The sequence below is a fragment of the Salinarimonas soli genome, from assembly GCF_008386575.1.
In the GTDB taxonomy this organism is placed as follows: Bacteria; Pseudomonadota; Alphaproteobacteria; order Rhizobiales; family Beijerinckiaceae; genus Salinarimonas_A; species Salinarimonas_A soli.
This window is the reverse complement of the sequence record NZ_VUOA01000029.1, coordinates 38,271-53,669: the sequence shown is the minus strand read 5'-3', so window position 1 is coordinate 53,669 and position 15,399 is coordinate 38,271. Positions and strand designations below refer to the sequence as shown.

The 15,399-nt window shown below is 71.2% G+C and carries 15 protein-coding genes; 9 read left to right on the top strand and 6 right to left on the bottom strand.

The genetic code is table 11. From position 1 onward, the window contains the following. Window positions 1-68: 68 nt before the first annotated feature. Window positions 69-1,448 carry a hydrolase gene (locus F0L46_RS16915; protein WP_149819677.1) on the bottom strand — a complete coding sequence of 460 codons (1,380 nt, stop codon included), beginning with the start codon at window positions 1,446-1,448 and terminating at the stop codon, window positions 69-71. A gap of 86 nt (window positions 1,449-1,534) precedes the next feature. Beyond that, a complete protein-coding gene (locus F0L46_RS16910; RefSeq protein ID WP_149819675.1) occupies window positions 1,535-1,981 on the bottom strand; it encodes a hypothetical protein in 447 nt (148 codons plus the stop codon). A gap of 230 nt (window positions 1,982-2,211) precedes the next feature. Between F0L46_RS16910 and F0L46_RS16905 the strand changes: the two genes are divergently transcribed. The 4 genes from F0L46_RS16905 to F0L46_RS16895 all read left to right on the top strand — a co-directional run bounded on the left by F0L46_RS16905 (window position 2,212) and on the right by F0L46_RS16895 (window position 6,523). Further along, the gene (locus tag F0L46_RS16905) at window positions 2,212-3,924 is read left to right on the top strand and encodes an L-lactate permease (RefSeq protein WP_149819673.1); all 1,713 of its coding nucleotides are present in this window, start codon (window positions 2,212-2,214) and stop codon (window positions 3,922-3,924) included. A 187-nt stretch (window positions 3,925-4,111) separates the two neighbouring features. Next, complete coding sequence (locus tag F0L46_RS16900; protein WP_149819671.1) at window positions 4,112-5,212, top strand: helix-turn-helix transcriptional regulator; 1,101 nt, start codon at window positions 4,112-4,114, stop codon at window positions 5,210-5,212. 310 nt (window positions 5,213-5,522) lie between these two features. Then, window positions 5,523-5,801, top strand: coding sequence for a hypothetical protein (locus tag F0L46_RS26245; RefSeq protein WP_188312013.1), 279 nt, complete (start codon window positions 5,523-5,525; stop codon window positions 5,799-5,801). Between the two features lie 104 nt (window positions 5,802-5,905). Next, complete coding sequence (locus F0L46_RS16895) at window positions 5,906-6,523, top strand: LysE family translocator (protein ID WP_188312012.1); 618 nt, start codon at window positions 5,906-5,908, stop codon at window positions 6,521-6,523. Between the two features lie 9 nt (window positions 6,524-6,532). Here the strand turns inward: F0L46_RS16895 and F0L46_RS16890 are convergent, their stop codons facing one another. Then, entirely contained in the window at window positions 6,533-7,402 is an 870-nt protein-coding gene (locus tag F0L46_RS16890) for an inositol monophosphatase family protein (protein ID WP_149819668.1), read from the bottom strand. A 92-nt stretch (window positions 7,403-7,494) separates the two neighbouring features. On the opposite strand from F0L46_RS16890, the gene F0L46_RS16885 reads away from it, so the two are divergent. Continuing rightward, the gene (locus tag F0L46_RS16885; protein WP_149819666.1) at window positions 7,495-8,181 is read left to right on the top strand and encodes a glutathione S-transferase family protein; all 687 of its coding nucleotides are present in this window, start codon (window positions 7,495-7,497) and stop codon (window positions 8,179-8,181) included. A 232-nt stretch (window positions 8,182-8,413) separates the two neighbouring features. On the opposite strand, the gene F0L46_RS16880 is transcribed toward F0L46_RS16885, so the two are convergent. Genes F0L46_RS16880 through F0L46_RS16870 form a run of 3 tightly spaced genes read right to left on the bottom strand, consistent with a single transcriptional unit; the run spans window position 8,414 to window position 10,170 of the window. Then, window positions 8,414-8,905, bottom strand: a complete 492-nt coding sequence (locus F0L46_RS16880) for a cupin domain-containing protein (protein WP_149819664.1) — start codon at window positions 8,903-8,905, stop codon at window positions 8,414-8,416. 46 nt (window positions 8,906-8,951) lie between these two features. Beyond that, complete coding sequence (locus F0L46_RS16875) at window positions 8,952-9,200, bottom strand: DUF6894 family protein (protein WP_149819662.1); 249 nt, start codon at window positions 9,198-9,200, stop codon at window positions 8,952-8,954. A 58-nt stretch (window positions 9,201-9,258) separates the two neighbouring features. Then, window positions 9,259-10,170, bottom strand: a complete 912-nt coding sequence (locus F0L46_RS16870; RefSeq protein WP_149819660.1) for an SMP-30/gluconolactonase/LRE family protein — start codon at window positions 10,168-10,170, stop codon at window positions 9,259-9,261. A gap of 218 nt (window positions 10,171-10,388) precedes the next feature. Here F0L46_RS16870 and F0L46_RS16865 point away from each other — a divergent pair, with 218 nt between their 5' ends. The 4 genes from F0L46_RS16865 to F0L46_RS16850 all read left to right on the top strand — a co-directional run bounded on the left by F0L46_RS16865 (window position 10,389) and on the right by F0L46_RS16850 (window position 15,307). After that, window positions 10,389-11,522, top strand: coding sequence for a sugar ABC transporter substrate-binding protein (locus F0L46_RS16865; RefSeq protein ID WP_149819658.1), 1,134 nt, complete (start codon window positions 10,389-10,391; stop codon window positions 11,520-11,522). A 221-nt stretch (window positions 11,523-11,743) separates the two neighbouring features. Then, on the top strand, window positions 11,744-13,258 hold the full coding sequence (locus F0L46_RS16860) for a sugar ABC transporter ATP-binding protein (RefSeq protein ID WP_149819656.1): 1,515 nt from the start codon (window positions 11,744-11,746) through the stop codon (window positions 13,256-13,258). Next, window positions 13,251-14,351, top strand: a complete 1,101-nt coding sequence (locus tag F0L46_RS16855) for an ABC transporter permease (protein WP_149819654.1) — start codon at window positions 13,251-13,253, stop codon at window positions 14,349-14,351. The genes F0L46_RS16860 and F0L46_RS16855 overlap by 8 nt, the downstream gene beginning before the upstream one ends. Continuing rightward, the gene (locus tag F0L46_RS16850) at window positions 14,348-15,307 is read left to right on the top strand and encodes an ABC transporter permease (RefSeq protein WP_149819652.1); all 960 of its coding nucleotides are present in this window, start codon (window positions 14,348-14,350) and stop codon (window positions 15,305-15,307) included. The genes F0L46_RS16855 and F0L46_RS16850 overlap by 4 nt, the downstream gene beginning before the upstream one ends. The last annotated feature ends 92 nt before the right edge of the window (window positions 15,308-15,399 follow it).

Below are 15,399 nucleotides of genomic sequence, written 5' to 3'. Positions count from 1 at the left end.
GACCCCTGGAGCGCCCTTCAAGGCCGGGCTGCGCTGGGAATCTCGGAGCCCGCCCGCGAGGCCATCCCTCAATAGGTGAGCTCGGCGATCGTGATGCGGTTCTCGGCCGCCGGCCAGGCGCGGGCCACGATGCGCTCCAGGTTGAACACCCCCGCCACCGCCCGGCCCGCCTCGGCGGCGGGCAGGCGCACCGTCGTGGTGGCGTCCGTGGGCACGCCCCGGGTCACGTCCGCCGCCTCGCGGCCGTCGAGCAGCACCACGTCGCGCGGGATGCCGAAATAGCCCCGCGGCCGGGTCATGAGCACCACGGCCCCCGCGCCCGCATCCGCAGCCCCGAGGGCGCGGCCCGGCCGCAGATGCACCACGTCGGAGGAGCGGGGAAAAGCTGAGCGGTAGATGTGGGTCGTGGGATGGCCCGGCAGGGCGAGCACGAATTCCAAAGCCCAACTCGGCTCGACCCGCACGGGCCCCCAGCGCCCGTCCGCGCCCGTCGTGCGGCGGTGGACCGCCTCGCCGATGCGCTCGCCCGTCGCGGGATCGACGCGGTGGACCTCGACCGACGCGTCGGCCACCGGCCGGTTGCTCGGTACGCCCCCCGCGACCCCCGTCACGAGCCCGTCGAGGGTGACGGTCTCCTCCGGCACGATGTCGAGGCGGTCGGGCTCCCGGCCGGCGATGAAGCGGAACATCTCCCGGAAGGCGCGGGGGTGGTAGGCCGCCTCGCGGTGGTCGAGCTCGCCGAGGACGAGGTTCGTGGCGCCCCGGAGCTCCGGCCCGTCGAACGAGATGCCGGTGGGCACGCCGGCGCGGCCGAGGAGGCGCCCGTCGGGCTGCGCGAACTTGTCGTTGCGCTCGCTGCGCAGGGTGAGGAAGGCGGTGCCGGGCACCACGTCCGTGTCGCCGCCGTTGAGCCGGGCGAGGAAGGGCCCGCGCCCGTTGAACTCGCCGCCCGGGTTCTGCTCCCAGGCATAGACGCCCCGGTTGGGCGTGCCGCACAGGACCGCGTGGCTCACCTCCGCCGCGCCTCCCTTCAGCGAGACGTGGTTGCGGATGGGATAGCCCCCGCGGGAATTGCCCACGAGCGCCACCCGGGCCGCCCCCGTCCGCTCCCGCACCGCCCGGATCGCCTCGGCGAGCTCGCGCGCCTGGTCCTCCGTGGACGAGCGCCCCGCCTGAGGCTCGGCATCCGTGGTGCGGGCGAGCGGATCGGTGAAGTTGAGGGCGGTGAGCCGGTCGCGCGGGACGCCGTTCGACTCGAACCGCCACAGGGTGGTGAGCCAGAGCGCCGCATGATCCCCGTTGCCGTGCAGGAACAAGATCGGCGGCAGGGGCCCGCCCCGGGCCTCCCCAGCGCGAGCCTCCTGGGCGCCGGCCGGGCGCGGAAGCGGCGCGTTCAGGAAGGGCGCCAGGGCCGCGGCTTGCAGGAGGTGGCGGCGGGAGAAGCGCATGGGTCTGTCCTGCTCTCGCATCGGTCTCGACTCGTGGCCCCGAGCGTGCGCCACCCGGGCGCGGGGCTCAAGCCCGCGGGCCCCCGCTACCGGGAGCCCACCCGGCTCTGGAGGAGCCGGTAGATCAACGCGATCCCGATCCCGAACGCGCCGAGGATGACGACGCCTGGCCACATCCGCGCCGGCACGAAGCCCCCCGCCATGGGCTGGCCCTTGAGGGGCGCCACCACGAACCAGTTCACGAGGAGCGGCCCCAGGAGCCCGAACACGAGGCCCTTGAGCCAAAGGCCGGGCAGGGGCAGGCGGTCGGCGACGAAGGCGAACAGGACGCCCCACAGCCCGCCCCAGAACGCGCCGTTGACGACCGTGGGCACACCCAGCGGCGGGATCGGGCGCATGGAATAGGGCATGGCCTGGATCAGGCCTGCGGACGACAGGGCGAGGATCACCACCTGGTGGACGAGGAGCACGGACAGGACGCCGGCCAGGAAGCCGAGGACGGCGCGACGGGCGGGGCTGGTGGAGCGAAGCATGGGGGAGGGCACCTCCGGGACGGGCCGGGTTCGGCCCGGCCTCCCTTGATAGCCCATGAGGGCGGGCGCGTATCGGCCCGTCTCGCCGCCGCGGCGGTCCCGATAACGCGGCCGTGATCGAACGGCGGCCGCTATCCACAGGACATTGTTGTGTCTTTCGGGAAATCCGGGTCCATGATGGACGTTTCAACGCGGGACGGAACAACTCTCGTCCGCCGGAGCCGAGCGCCATGGAAACCTGGAACCAGAACTACGATCCGTTCGGAAACGCGTGGCTGTCGACCATCGCGGCCTCGCTGCCCGTCATCGCCCTGCTCGGCATGATCGCGAGCGGCAAGATCAAGGCCCACATCGCGGCCCTCATCGCCCTCGTCATCGCCTTCTCGGTGGCGGTGATCGGCTTCGGCATGCCGGCGGGGCTCGCCACGCGCGCCACCCTGCTCGGCATGGTGACGGGCTTCTTCCCCATCGGCTGGATCATCCTCAACGTGATCTTCCTCTACCGGCTCACCGTGGAGCGGGGCTATTTCGCCATCCTCCAGCAATCGGTGGCGGGCATCACGGCGGACCGGCGGCTCCAGCTCCTTCTCGTCGCCTTCGCCTTCGGCGCCTTCTTCGAGGGCGCGGGCGGCTTCGGGACGCCCGTCGCGGTGACGGGCGCGATCCTCATCGGGCTCGGCTTCTCGCCGCTCGCGGCCTCGGGCCTCTCCCTCATCGCCAACACGGCGCCGGTGGCCTACGGGGCGCTCGGCGCACCGGTCCAGGGGCTCGCCTCCGTGACGGGCTACGATCCCTACGTGCTCGGCGCGATGATCGGGCGCCAGCTGCCGTTCTTCTCCGTGCTGGTGCCGTTCTGGCTCATCGCGGTCTTCGCGGGCTTCCGGGGCATGATTCAGGTCTGGCCCGCGATCCTGGTGTGCGGCGCGTCCTTCGCGGTGTCGCAGTTCCTGATCTCGAACTACGTCAACCCGTGGATCGTCGACATCGGGGCCTCCCTGGTCTCCATGGGGTGCCTCGTGCTCTTCCTGCGCAGCTGGCGGCCCGCCGAGCTCTGGACCTCGCCGGCGCTGCGCGGCCACGACCCGTCCATCGGCTACGGCGAGCCCCGCCCCGCGGCGCTCGGCGCGGGCGTTCCCGAGGGCCCGGCGCCCGTCTTCACCCCCGGCACCGCCTCGCGCAACGAGGTGTTCCTCGCCTGGCTCCCCTGGATCATCCTCTCGGTGATCGTGGCGATCTGGGGCACGGGCTGGTTCAAGGCGATCGTGAACCCGATCTTCACCTGGAACTACCCCGTCCCGGGCCTGCACAACATGATCATGAAGGTGCCGCCCGTGGTGGCCAAGCCCACGCCCGAGGGCGCGGTCTTCGCCTTCACCTACATGAGCTACACCGGAACCGGCGTGCTCTTCGCCGCGATCATCTCCGGGCTCCTGATGCGCTTCTCGCCCGTGCGCCTCGTCACCGCCTATGTCGAGACGATCTGGGTGCTGCGCTACTCGCTCATCACCATCGCGGCCATGCTGGCGCTGGGCGTCCTCACCCGCTATTCGGGCGTCGACGCGACGCTCGGCCTCGCCTTCGCGGGCACGGGCATGCTCTATCCCTTCTTCGGGACGCTGCTCGGCTGGCTCGGCGTGGCGCTCACGGGATCGGACACCGCCTCGAACGTGCTCTTCGGCGGCCTGCAGCGGATCAGCGCCGAGCAGCTCGGCCTGTCGGGCATCCTCATGGCGGCGGCGAACTCCTCGGGCGGCGTGATGGGCAAGATGATCGACGCCCAGTCGATCGTGGTGGCCTCCACCGCCACGGGCTATTTCGGCCAGGAGAGCAAGATCCTGCGCTTCGTGTTCTGGCACTCCATCGCGCTGGCCTGCCTCGTGGGCGTGCTCGTGATGCTCCAGGCCTATGTCCATCCCTTCAACCAGATGGTGCTGCACCCCTGAGGCGCAGGCGCACGAGGAGCGGCGGCGGGCCGCGTCACCCGCCGCCCTGCGACGGCGGGGCGCGCCCCGCCCGGCCCGGCATCCCCCATTTGGTGGATGCCGGGCCGGGGCTTCGCCGTGAAGCTCCACCCCCGCCGCGCGACGTTCCGTAGGGTCATTCGCGTGGCCGCGCGGGACGGGAGACGTGATGAAGGCTGACGAGGCATTTTCCGGCCTGATCGGCCGCATCTACGATTGCGCCCTCGACAACGCCCTCTGGCCCGAGGCGCTGGGCGAGATCACCGCGGCGGTGAACGGGCGCATGGCCGACATCAGCGTGTTCGATCCGCTCAAGGGCACGGGGCACTTCACGGCCTGCCACAACTGGCCCGACGATCTGCGCGAGCGCGCGCTCGCGAACTTCGCCATCAGCCCCGCCGCCTCCTCCCTGCTCACGGCGCCCCTGATGGAGCCCCTGTGCACCTCGCGGGAGTTCGACATCGAGGCGTTCCACAACAGCCGCTATTGGCAGCTGTGCTTCGCCGGCCGCGGCTATTACGACTACCTCGTCACGGGCCTCACCCGGGACATGTCGCGGGCGGCCGTCTGGGGCGTGATGGGCGGCGAGGAGAGGAGGGCCTTCCAGGACGAGGATCTCGATCTCGCCCGCCTGCTCTCCCCGCATATCCGCCGCGCCATCGGGATCTCGGGGCTGCTCGGCTACCGGCGCATCGAGGCGGGCGCGTTGCGGGCGGCGCTCGACGCACTCTCGGCGGCCGCCTTCATCCTCGATCCGGCGGGGCGCATCCGCTTCGCGAACGCCGCCGCCCAGCGCGAGCTGGAGGCGGGCGGCCTCGTCCGGGAGATGAAAGGGCGGCTCGTCGGCCAGACGCCCGAGGCGCTGCGCCTCCTGGGGGAGATCGCCGGTCCCGGCGGCCCCCGCCGGCAGCGCGGCCGCGACGCGATCCTCACGGATCCCCTTGGGCGAGCCCTCCACGCGACCTGGGCGAGCCTCGAGGCGGTCGGCGACGAGATCGGCAGCCCGATCCTCCTGCTTCTGCGGGCGCGGGACGCGGAGCTGCGCACCCCGCTCGCGGCCGCCCACAGCCTCTTCCATCTCACGACGGGCGAGACCCAGGTTCTGGCGCAGGTGCTCCAGGGCCTCTCCCTCACGGAGGCGGCGGGCGTCCTGGGCGTCGCCCGCTCCACCGCCAAGAGCCACCTCGACGCGATCTACCGCAAGACGAACACCAACAAGCAGGCCGAGCTGGTGCAGGTCGTCATGGGGCTCGCCTCGCCCCTGACGTGATCGCGCGCGCCGTCAGCGCATCCGACCATCAAAATTTGAAACGCCCCCGCCAAATGGCGGAGGACGGATCAGGCAGAGGCGAGCATTCTCGATCGTCGGCTGGCGCCGCCATCGCATCGAATCGCAACGAGACCGATGCGGGTGCGGTCCCATGCTGTCGTGTGTCGGTTCAAGACACGCGTCCGCGTCCTGTCTATTGGGCCTGAAGCCTCCGCGCGCCGTGCGCCGGGTCTTCGGAACCTTGTTTGCGTCCTGTCGACCGCATCCTGATCTTGCATTGACCGATAAAACAGCCCGAGGGAGAAGAACCATGCGCCCCGTCACCGCCGTTCTGGCCGCCACCGCCCTCGTTCTCGCCATGGGCGGGCCCGCCCTCGCCGAGTGCGCCGATGCCCGGATCGCGCAGGTCGGCGCCGTCAGCGGCGCCGCCGAGAAGGACAGCGTCGGCTTGCGATGCGCGACGGTGGAGGTCTCGCAGACGGCCTCGATCGCCGGCGAGGCGCGCGGCGACCCCCGCCCCGTGGGCGTGACGTCGAGCGACGCCGAGAAGAGCACCCTGGGCTACATGCAGCCCGCCGCCGCGCGCTAGCCCCGCGCTTCCCCGCGACGGCGCCCGCGCCGTCGACGCTCGAACCTCCTCTGCGCGGGCACCTCCCGGGCAGGGGCTCCCGGCCGGCTGCCCAAGGCTCCCCCATGACTCACGTGTCCCTCGCGACGTTCCTGGCCGGCATCGGGGTCGGCCTCGCCGTCGCGGTCCCGATCGGTCCCATGGGGATCCTGTGCATCCAGCAGACGCTCGCGTTCGGCCTCGCGGCGGGGCTTGCCACGGGGCTCGCGGCGGCCACCGTCCAGATGACCTACGGCCTCATCGCCGTGCTGGGCTTCGGCCCCGCGGCGATCGGCGGCGCCGCGATGAGCGCGCTCGCCGTGGTGTCGGCGGTGCTCCTGTTCTGGTTCGCCTACCGGGCGATTCGGCGGGACGTGACCCTCGCCGGTCCCGCCGCATGCGGCCCCGCCCGTCCGACCCGGTCCTACCGCGACGCCCTGACCTTCGGCTTCGCCAACCCGCTCACCGTGGTCCTGTTCTTCGCCGCCTTCCCCGCCCTGACCTCCGCGGAGGACCTCGTCGAGGCGCCTCTCCTCGTCGGGGGCGTCTTCACCGGGGTGGCGGGCTGGTACCTGGCCCTCAGCACCGCCGTGGCGGTCCTGCGCGGGCGCGTGTCGGGGCGGGCCCTGAACCTCGTCAACAAGGCCGCGGGCCTGATGCTCGCGGTCCTCGGCAGCCTCATGCTCGCCAACGCCTTGAGCTGAGCGGCGCGCTCAGGCGCCCGGCTCGACCGGCCGGGGGATCGCCTCCTGCGGCGCGCCCCCGAGGAGCACGTCGCGCACCGTCCGGAATGTCGCCTCGTCGGGCGCGCTGATGAGGCCGCCGCCCTCGTGGACCGGGCGGTAGGGCGTGCCGTCGAAATGCGCCGTGTAGCCGCCCGCCTCCCGGTGGATGAGCCATCCCGGCGCATGGTCCCAGGGCTTCACGCTCGACGAGAACCCGAAATGCAGGTGCCCCGCCGCGAGCAGGCGGTAGGTGTGGGCCGAGCAGCGGAAATCCGTCACCATCGCGAAGGCCGGATAGGCTCCCGTGACGGGCGCGCGCACCGCCTCGGGCAGGTAGCGCCAGGAGACGTTGCCCGTGAGATCGCCCGCGGGGCCGGCCTCCCGCACGCGCAGGTCCCGCGTGCGCCCGTCCGGGCGCTCGCTCCACGCCCCCTCGCCCCTCACCGCCATCACCCAGTCGTCCATGACGGGGTCGAGGATCACCCCGCCCACGATCTCGCCGCGGATCAGCGCCGCCGCCATCACCCCGAACAAGGGAAGCCCCGAGGCGAAGTTGAGCGTCCCGTCCACGGGGTCGAGGATGAAGGCGAGATCCGCGTCGCCCAGGCCGCGCAGGCGCCCGGGATCGGCGCTCACGCCCTCCTCGCCCACCACGAGGCAGCCCGGGAAGGCGCGCCGCAGGCCCGCCTCCATGGCCCGCTCCGCCCCCTCGTCCGCGTCCGTGACGAGATCGAGCCCCGAGGTCTTCTCGCGGATCGACCCGGCGTCGAGATTGCGGAAGCGGGGCATGATCTCGGTGCGTGCCGCCTCCCGCATGAGCTCCACCAGGGTTGCGGCGTCCTTCCTCGTGAACGGCATGCGGGCTCCTCGATTCTGTCCTTCGGCGAGGGCCGGCCTTGCCTTGCGCCGCCCCGCTCGTCCATATGGCGCTCCCCTGGCGGAGCGCGCTCATGATCCGGTTCTACTTCAATCTCTCGCCCAATCCGATGAAGGTGGCGCTTTTTCTCGAGGAGGCGGAGATCGCCTACGAGGCCCACCCGGTCGATACCCGGCGCGGCGAGCAGTTCTCCCCCGATTTCCTCGCCCTCAACCCCAACGGCAAGGTGCCCGCTATCGTCGACGGGGACGCGGTCGTGTTCGATTCGAACGCCATCCTGCTCTATCTCGCCGAGAAGACCGGCCGCTTCCTGCCCCCCGCCGGCGACGCCGCGCGCGGCGAGCTCCTGTCCTGGCTCATGTTCGTGGCGACAGGCATCGGCCCCTTCTCGGGGCAGGCCGTCCACTTCCGGCATTTCGCCCCCGAGCCCGTGCCTTATGCCCAGAACCGCTACGCCTACGAGGCGCGGCGCCATTACGGGGTGCTCGACGCGCGCCTCGCGGAGCGGCGCTTCGTGCTCGGCGACACCTACACCATCGTCGACATGGCGGTGTGGGGCTGGGCCCGCATGGTGCCCTTCGTCATGGGCGACGACGCCTGGTCGGCCTTCCCCAACGTGAGGCGCATGCTCGACGAGGTGAACGCCCGCCCGGCCGCCGCGCGCGCCGGCGCCCTGAAGGAGCGCTATACCTTCAAGGCCGACTGGGACGACGAGGCCCGGCGCATCATGTTCGGCCACCTCGCCGGCGGAGCCGCCTGAGAGGCCGGCGCCGAAGAGGGCCTTTCTCCCACCATCCCCCCTCGTCCCCCGCCTTCGCGGGGGCAGGCTCTGAGGTACCCCGCAACGCGGGGCCTCGAAGGGCGCTCCAGGGATCTCCCGACGGCTGTGGAAGCGTCCTGCGTGCTTCGAGACGGCCTGCCACGTAGGCCTCCTCAGCATGAGGGGAGGGTTGGGACCGGGGTTCCGAGCCTGCCTCCGAGCTCCTACGGTATCAGCCCGGCTTCCGATGGATCGGGTCGATCCAGTAGACCTCGCTGGGCGCCTCGACGGGGTCGACATCGGTGATGTTGACCACCACCGCCTCGTTGTCGGAGCGCACGAGGACGCATTCGAGGGGCTCGTCGGGGCTCGCGTTGATCTCCTGGTGGGGCACGAAGGGCGGCACGTAGATGAAGTCCCCGGGCCCCGCCTCGGCGACATATTCGAGCCGCTCGCCCCAGCGCATCCGAGCCCGGCCGCGCACCACGTAGATCACGCTCTCCAGCTCGCCGTGATGGTGGACGCCGGTCTTGGCGTCGGGCTGGATCGAGACCGTGCCGGCCCAGATCTTCTGCGCCCCGACCCGGGCATGGTTGATGGCGGCCTGGCGGAACATGCCCGGGGTCTGGGCCGTGTTCGGGTCGAGCCGGTCGCCCTTCACCACCTGGACGCCGTGGTGGCGCCAGTGGTCTTCCCCGTGATGGTCGTGGTCGTGCCCGCTCATGCGCCTTGGTCCTCCTGCCGCCGGTCCGCCGATGCGAGGCGCGCCCTCAATTGGGCCGGGGCGGCACCTCGATCGCCTCGCTGAAGGGGAACTCGAACACGGTCTCCCCCGCCTCGTCCATCACCACGAAGGCGCAGGTGAGCCAGTTCACGCCGGGCTCGGGCTCGGTGAGCATGAGCTCGCGCGCGGTCTTCTGCGTCGCCTCCCAGGCCTGGTCCGCGTCCTGGAACTCCATGCCCGTGCCGTCGGGCACGGCGGTGCCGTTGCAATCCAGATGAAAGAAATAGCGGGGCATCGCGCCTCATAGCCTTCTGCCTCGCCCGAACGGTCGGGCGGTCCCGCCCCCTGGCGGCTCACACGGTCTTGACGCCGTTCACCGTGAGATAGATCGCGTAGAGCGACGTCGTGGCGCAAATGTAGAGCCGGTGGCGCTTCGGGCCGCCGAACGCCACGTTCGCCACCACCTCCGGCACGAGCACCTTGCCGATGAGGGTGCCGTCGGGATCGTAGCAATGCACCCCGTCGCCGGCGCTGGTCCAGATCCGCCCGTCCGTGTCGAGGCGAAAGCCGTCGAACAGCCCCGCCGTGCAGACCGCGAAGACCTCGCCTCCGTTAAGCCGCCCGTCCTCGGCCACCGCGAAGCGGCGGATATGGCGCGGGCCGTCGGTCACGTGGGTGGCGCCCGTGTCGGCGACGTAGAGGATGCGCTCGTCGGGGGAGAAGGCCAGCCCGTTGGGGCGCACGAAGTCGTCCGCCGCGATCGACAAAGCCCCCGAGCGGGGATCGATCCGGTAGAGGTGGCAGGCGCCGATCTCGCTCTCCGCCTTGTGGCCCTCGTAGTCGCTGTCGATGCCGTAGGCGGGGTCGGTGAAGAAGATGGTGCCGTCGGAGCGCACCACCACGTCGTTGGGGCTGTTGAGGCGCCGTCCCTCGAAGCGGTCGGCGAGCACCGTGATGGAGCCGTCGGGCTCCGTGCGCGACACCCGCCGGTTGCCGTGCTCGCAGGAGACGAGGCGGCCCTGGCGGTCGAGGGTGTTGCCGTTGGAATGGCCCGCGGGCTCCCGGAACACGCCCACGGCTCCCGTCGCCTCGTCGTAGCGCAGCATGCGGTCGTTGGGGATGTCGCTCCAGATGAGCGAGCGCCAGGCCGGGACGTAGACGGGCCCCTCCGCCCATCGGCAGCCCGTGTGCAAGAGGTCGAGGCGCGCGTTCGAGTTGACGAGGCGGGTGAAACGCTCGTCGAGGATCTCGCGCACCGGGTCCATGGCCGTCCCTCCTCGCCGGATTCGCTGGGAGCCTGCGCCGGCGGCCCCGCCATCACAAGACCGGAGCCGGGGCGGTGTCAACGGGCTGTGCAGAGAGGCGCAAGCCTAAGCCGGCGCACAAACTTCGCGCTTGCCTGCCGCCCGGGGGCGCTGCAACACTCGCCGCAAGCCTGCTCAAGACGGGCTTCCTAACGGATGTCAGGGAAGGATCACCACCGATGAAGAACACCCCGCGGCTGATCGGCCTCGCACTGGCCGGCTTCCTCTCCACCACGGCGCTGGCGCTCGCGGCGCCCAAGGTCGTCTCCGGGCCGGGCGCCGAGCCCGGCTGCTTCAAGCCCTGGAGCGGCGAGACCAAGCACATGCAGTGGGCGAAGAAGCCCGGACCCTACCGGATCGCCATCGTCAACGGCTTCGTGGGCAACACCTGGCGCATCCAGATGATCCAGACCGCCAAGGCCTATGCCGAGCAGGCCGGCATGAAGGAGAAGATCAAGGAGCTGAAGGTCGTCTCCACGGGCACCGACGTCGCGGCCCAGCTCGGCGCGATGGAGGACTTCATCAACCAGGGCTACGACGCCATCATCACCATCGCGGTGGCCCCCGACGGCTTCGACCGCGTCATCCGGCTCGCCGACCGCAACAACGTCGTCGTGGTGCCCTTCGACAACGTGCTCGACACCGACAAGGTGATGCAGGTCAACGAGGACCAGCTCGAGATCGGCCGCCTCTCCGCCCGCCACATCCTCAAGGAGCTCGGCTCCAAGCGCGAGGGCAAGGTCCTCGAGGTGCGCGGCCTGCCCGGCAACTCCGTCGACCGCGACCGGCACCTCGGCTTCCGCGAGGTGATGGGCAAGGAAGCCGCCAAGATGCAGATCGTCGAGATCGTGGGCAACTGGGACGACGGCACGGCCCAGAAGGCCACCGCCGACGCGCTCGCCGTCCACGGCAAATTCGAAGCCGTGTTCACGCAGGGCGGCTCCACGGGCACGGTGCGCGCCATGATGGATGCCAAGCACCCCTTCGTCCCCATGGCGGGCGAGGCGGAGAACGGCTACCGCAAGCTCATCGCCAAGCACGCGAATGATGGCCTGAAGGGTCTCTCCTACGGCCAATCGCCGGGCCTCGTGGCGATCTCCATGAAGGCGGCGCTCTCGGCGCTGGAGGGCAACGCCATGCCCCAGCTCATCTCCGTGCCGATCCCCGTGGTCGACTACACGACGCTGAAGGCGGGCGAGAACTTCTGGCCCGACCTCACCGACAACTTCTTCGCCGCCAACGCCTTCCCGGCCTGCGGCGTGAACATCTCGGCGCCCGAGATCATGGGCAAGGACGCCAAGAACACGCAGTGAGCCCATCCCCTCTCCCCGCCCTGCGGGGAGAGGGCGACGCCCGCGGACCGGCGGGCGTCGCAAGCGGCGAGGCCGCGAGGGTGAGGGGGCCCATCCGCGGGAGCCTCCACCTGCGAGGCCCCTCACCGTCGCGCTGCCGCGCTCGCCTCAGCCCCCGGTCAAGGGGGCTTCGGCCCTCTCCCCGCACGCGGGGAGAGGCGTTGCACTCCCCCGGAGCCCCGATGTCCCCCTTCCTCGCCCTGTCCGGCATCTCCAAGCGCTATGGCGGCGTGCGCGCGCTGGAGAACGTGGACTTCGCCTGCGCGCCGGGCTCGATCCATGCGGTGCTGGGCGAGAACGGCGCGGGCAAGTCCACGCTCATCAAGATCGTGAGCGGCGTCGTCCAGCCCGACACGGGCGCCATGACCCTCGACGGGGCGCCCGTGCGCTTCCCCACCCCCGCCGCCGCCAACCGGGCCGGGGTGGTCTGCATCTTCCAGGAGCTGTCGCTGATGCCCGACCTCACGGTCGCGGACAACATCTCCATCAGCGACCCGCCCCGCCGCCTCGGCCTCATCGACGCCCGCGCCCAGCGCCGCCGCGCGGAAGCCCTGTTGGCGCGCCTGGGCTGCGAGGACGTGAACCCGCAGATCCGCGTGCGCGACCTGCCCCTCTCGCGCCGCCAGATGGTCGAGATCGCCAAGGCTTTGGGCAAGGATCCCCGCCTCCTCATCCTCGACGAGGCCACCTCGGCGCTCACCGCGGCCGACGTCGAGCAGGTCTACCGCATGCTGGCGCGGCTCAAGGAGGAGGGCACCGCCATCCTCTACATCTCCCACCGCATGCACGAGATCGAGGCGCTCGCCGACACCCTCTCCGTGTTCCGCAACGGCCGCCACGTGGAGACCTTCGCCAAGGGACAGCGCACCAACCGCCAGATCGTCGAGGCGATGATCGGCCGCGACATCGCGGCCCAGTACCCGCCGAAGCCCGAGCGGCCCCGCCCGCCGCCCTCCCTGGAGGTGACGGATCTGGGCTGGGCCGGGCGGCTGAAGGACCTCACCTTCTCGGTCGGCCCCGGCGAGATCCTGGGGCTGGGCGGCCTCGACGGGCAGGGCCAGAAGGAGGTGCTGCTCGCCCTCTTCGGCGTGCTCAAGGGCGTCACGGGCACGGTGAGCGTCGAGGGCCGTCCCCACCGGCCGGGCTCGCCGGCGGACGCGCGCCGCGCCGCGCTCGCCCTCATCCCGGAGGACCGCAAGACCGAGGGGCTGATGCTGCCCATGTCGGTGGGCGACAACCTCGTCGCCGCCTCCTTCGACCGCATCGCGGCGGGCCCCTTCATCGACGCCGACCGGCAGCGCCGGGCGATCGACGAGGCGATCCGCCGCCTGCAGATCAAGGTGGGCGATCCCGGCGATCCGGTCTCGACCCTGTCGGGCGGCAACCAGCAAAAGGTCGTCATCGCCAAGTGGCTCATGACGCAGCCGCGCCTGATCCTGCTCAACGATCCCACGCGGGGCATCGACGTCGGCACGAAGCAGGAGATCTACCGGCTCCTGCGCGAATTGGCGGATGCCGGGGCGGCGATCCTTTTCTATTCGACCGATTACGATGAGCTCATCGGCTGCTGTGACCGCGTTGCCGTGATGTATGACGGGCGGATCGTGCGCGAGCTCCAGGGCGACGCGATCACCGAGCGGGCCATCGTGGCGAGCGCCCTCAACATCGAGCAGGAGGCCGACCCCGCCCATGGCTGACGCGATCACCGCCGACACCGCCCCCGCCCGCGCGAGCGCCCGCCCCGCGGGGTCGGGCGACCTGCGCCTTCGCCTGCGCCAGAACGCGGGGCTTCTCGGCGCCGTGGCGCTCTTCGTGCTGTTCTACGGGCTCTACAACCTCTACCACCCGCGCGGCTTCAGCACCCAGGTGCTGATCCAGAACGCCAACGAGATCCTGACCCTCTCGCTGCTCGCCATGGCCCAGACCGTGCCCGTCCTCCTGGGCGGCCTCGACCTGTCGGTGGGCGCCGTGATGACCCTCGTGAACTGCCTCGCGAGCCACCTCGTCGCGGGCTCGCCCGCCCAGATCGCCTTAGGGATCGCGGCCTGCCTCGGGGCGGGCGCCGCCTTCGGCTTCGTCAACGGCTGCATCGTGGTCTATGGCCGCATCCAGCCCATTATCGCGACGCTCGCCTCGGGCGCGATCGCCATGGGGCTCGCGCTCTTCCTGCGCCCCAAGCCCGGCGGCAAGATCGACGCGGACCTGTCCTGGGCCATGACCAATGCCCTGTCCGACTTCGCCGAGACCTACGGCCTGTTCGAGGACGGCAAGGCGGCCTGGTTCCAGCCCGTCGCCTGGATCCCCGTGCCGCTCCTCGTGCTCTCCGCCTTCGCGCTCCTCGTCTGGGTGCCGTTCCGGCGGACCCTCACCGGGCGCACGATCTACGCCATCGGCTCGGCGGAGGGCGCGGCCTACATGTCGGGCCTGCCCATCGCCCGGGCGAAGCTCGCGGCCTTCACCCTGGCGGGCTTCTTCGCGGGCGCCGGCGGGCTGTTCCTCGCGATCCAGACCTCCACGGGCAACGCCGACATCCCCCAGGCGAGCACCTACACGCTCAACTCCATCGCGGCGGTGGTGATCGGCGGCACGTCCCTGCTCGGCGGCACCGGCGGGGCGATCGCCTCGGTGGTGGGGGCGCTCGTGCTGCGCGCCATCTCCTTCAACTTCCGCATCTTCGACGTGCCGCCCCTGCTCCAGCCCCTCGTCGAGGGCCTGGTGCTGCTGGCCGCCGTGAGCCTCGGGGCCCTGCGCGCCCTGCGGGCCAAGAACCGCCTGGAGCTGTTTCGATGAACGCCCTGACGGTCCAGATCCGTCCCGACACCAAGCCGATCCTCATCGCGGCGGGGTTCATCCTCGTCATCCTCGGGGTGGGGACGATCTACACGCTCGCGACGCAAGGCGCCGCGACGCTGCTCTCGCCGGCCTACCTCATCCAGCAGCTCCAGACGGGCGCCTTCCTGGGCCTCGTCGCGGCCGGGATGATGCTCGTGATCCTGATCGGCCACATCGACCTGTCGGTGGCCTGGACGCTCACCGCCGCCGCCATGACCGCCACGGCGGTGGGAGGCCCGTGGGCGATCCCCGCGGGGCTCGGCGTCGGCCTCGCGGTGGGCCTCCTCAACGGGATCGGCGTGGCCTACCTGCGCGTGCCGTCCATGATCTTCACCCTCGGCGTCAACGCGGTGCTGCGGGGGCTCATGGTGGCCCAGACGGGCGGCTTCGCCCCCCAGACCGCCGCCACCGACGCCATGCGCTTCATCGGCGCCGAGCGGGTGTCGGGGGTGCCCGTGGCGCTCGTGGTCTGGGTCGCGGTGTCGCTTGCCATCGGCGTGATCCTCACCCGCACGGCCTTCGGGCGCTCGCTCTACGCCATCGGCAACCGGGAGGCGGCGGCGTACCTGTCGGGCATCCCGACCCGGCGCGTCACCTGCCTCGCCTTCGTCCTGTGCTCGCTGTTCGCGGCGCTCGCGGGCGTGATGCTGGCGGGCTACTCGACCAAGGCTTTCCAGGGCATGGGCGACGCCTACGTGCTGCCCGCCATCGCCGCGGTGGTGATCGGCGGCACGCACATCCTCGGCGGACGGGGCCGCTACATGGGCACGGTGGTGGGGGTGATCCTCATCGTGCTGCTCAATTCCGTGCTCTCGATCATGCAGATGCCCGAGGCGGGCCGCCAGGTGATCTATGGCGGCGTGATCATCGTCATGCTGCTGGTCTACGGCCGGGGCGAGCGCGCGACCTCGTGAGAGGCTTACCCGCGACCGTCCCGCCTCTCCACCCCCCCCTCATGCTGAGGAGCCTGCGCCAGCAAGCGTCCCGAAGCACGCAGCACGCTCGT

Coding starts and splice junctions, on each gene's coding strand:
- F0L46_RS16915 (WP_149819677.1), bottom strand. CDS start 1,448: ATGCGCTTCTCCCGCCGCCACCTCCTGCAAGCCGCGGCCCTGGCGCCC.
- F0L46_RS16910 (WP_149819675.1), bottom strand. CDS start 1,981: ATGCTTCGCTCCACCAGCCCCGCCCGTCGCGCCGTCCTCGGCTTCCTG.
- F0L46_RS16905 (WP_149819673.1), top strand. CDS start 2,212: ATGGAAACCTGGAACCAGAACTACGATCCGTTCGGAAACGCGTGGCTG.
- F0L46_RS16900 (WP_149819671.1), top strand. CDS start 4,112: ATGAAGGCTGACGAGGCATTTTCCGGCCTGATCGGCCGCATCTACGAT.
- F0L46_RS26245 (WP_188312013.1), top strand. CDS start 5,523: ATGCGCCCCGTCACCGCCGTTCTGGCCGCCACCGCCCTCGTTCTCGCC.
- F0L46_RS16895 (WP_188312012.1), top strand. CDS start 5,906: ATGACTCACGTGTCCCTCGCGACGTTCCTGGCCGGCATCGGGGTCGGC.
- F0L46_RS16890 (WP_149819668.1), bottom strand. CDS start 7,402: ATGCCGTTCACGAGGAAGGACGCCGCAACCCTGGTGGAGCTCATGCGG.
- F0L46_RS16885 (WP_149819666.1), top strand. CDS start 7,495: ATGATCCGGTTCTACTTCAATCTCTCGCCCAATCCGATGAAGGTGGCG.
- F0L46_RS16880 (WP_149819664.1), bottom strand. CDS start 8,905: ATGAGCGGGCACGACCACGACCATCACGGGGAAGACCACTGGCGCCAC.
- F0L46_RS16875 (WP_149819662.1), bottom strand. CDS start 9,200: ATGCCCCGCTATTTCTTTCATCTGGATTGCAACGGCACCGCCGTGCCC.
- F0L46_RS16870 (WP_149819660.1), bottom strand. CDS start 10,170: ATGGACCCGGTGCGCGAGATCCTCGACGAGCGTTTCACCCGCCTCGTC.
- F0L46_RS16865 (WP_149819658.1), top strand. CDS start 10,389: ATGAAGAACACCCCGCGGCTGATCGGCCTCGCACTGGCCGGCTTCCTC.
- F0L46_RS16860 (WP_149819656.1), top strand. CDS start 11,744: ATGTCCCCCTTCCTCGCCCTGTCCGGCATCTCCAAGCGCTATGGCGGC.
- F0L46_RS16855 (WP_149819654.1), top strand. CDS start 13,251: ATGGCTGACGCGATCACCGCCGACACCGCCCCCGCCCGCGCGAGCGCC.
- F0L46_RS16850 (WP_149819652.1), top strand. CDS start 14,348: ATGAACGCCCTGACGGTCCAGATCCGTCCCGACACCAAGCCGATCCTC.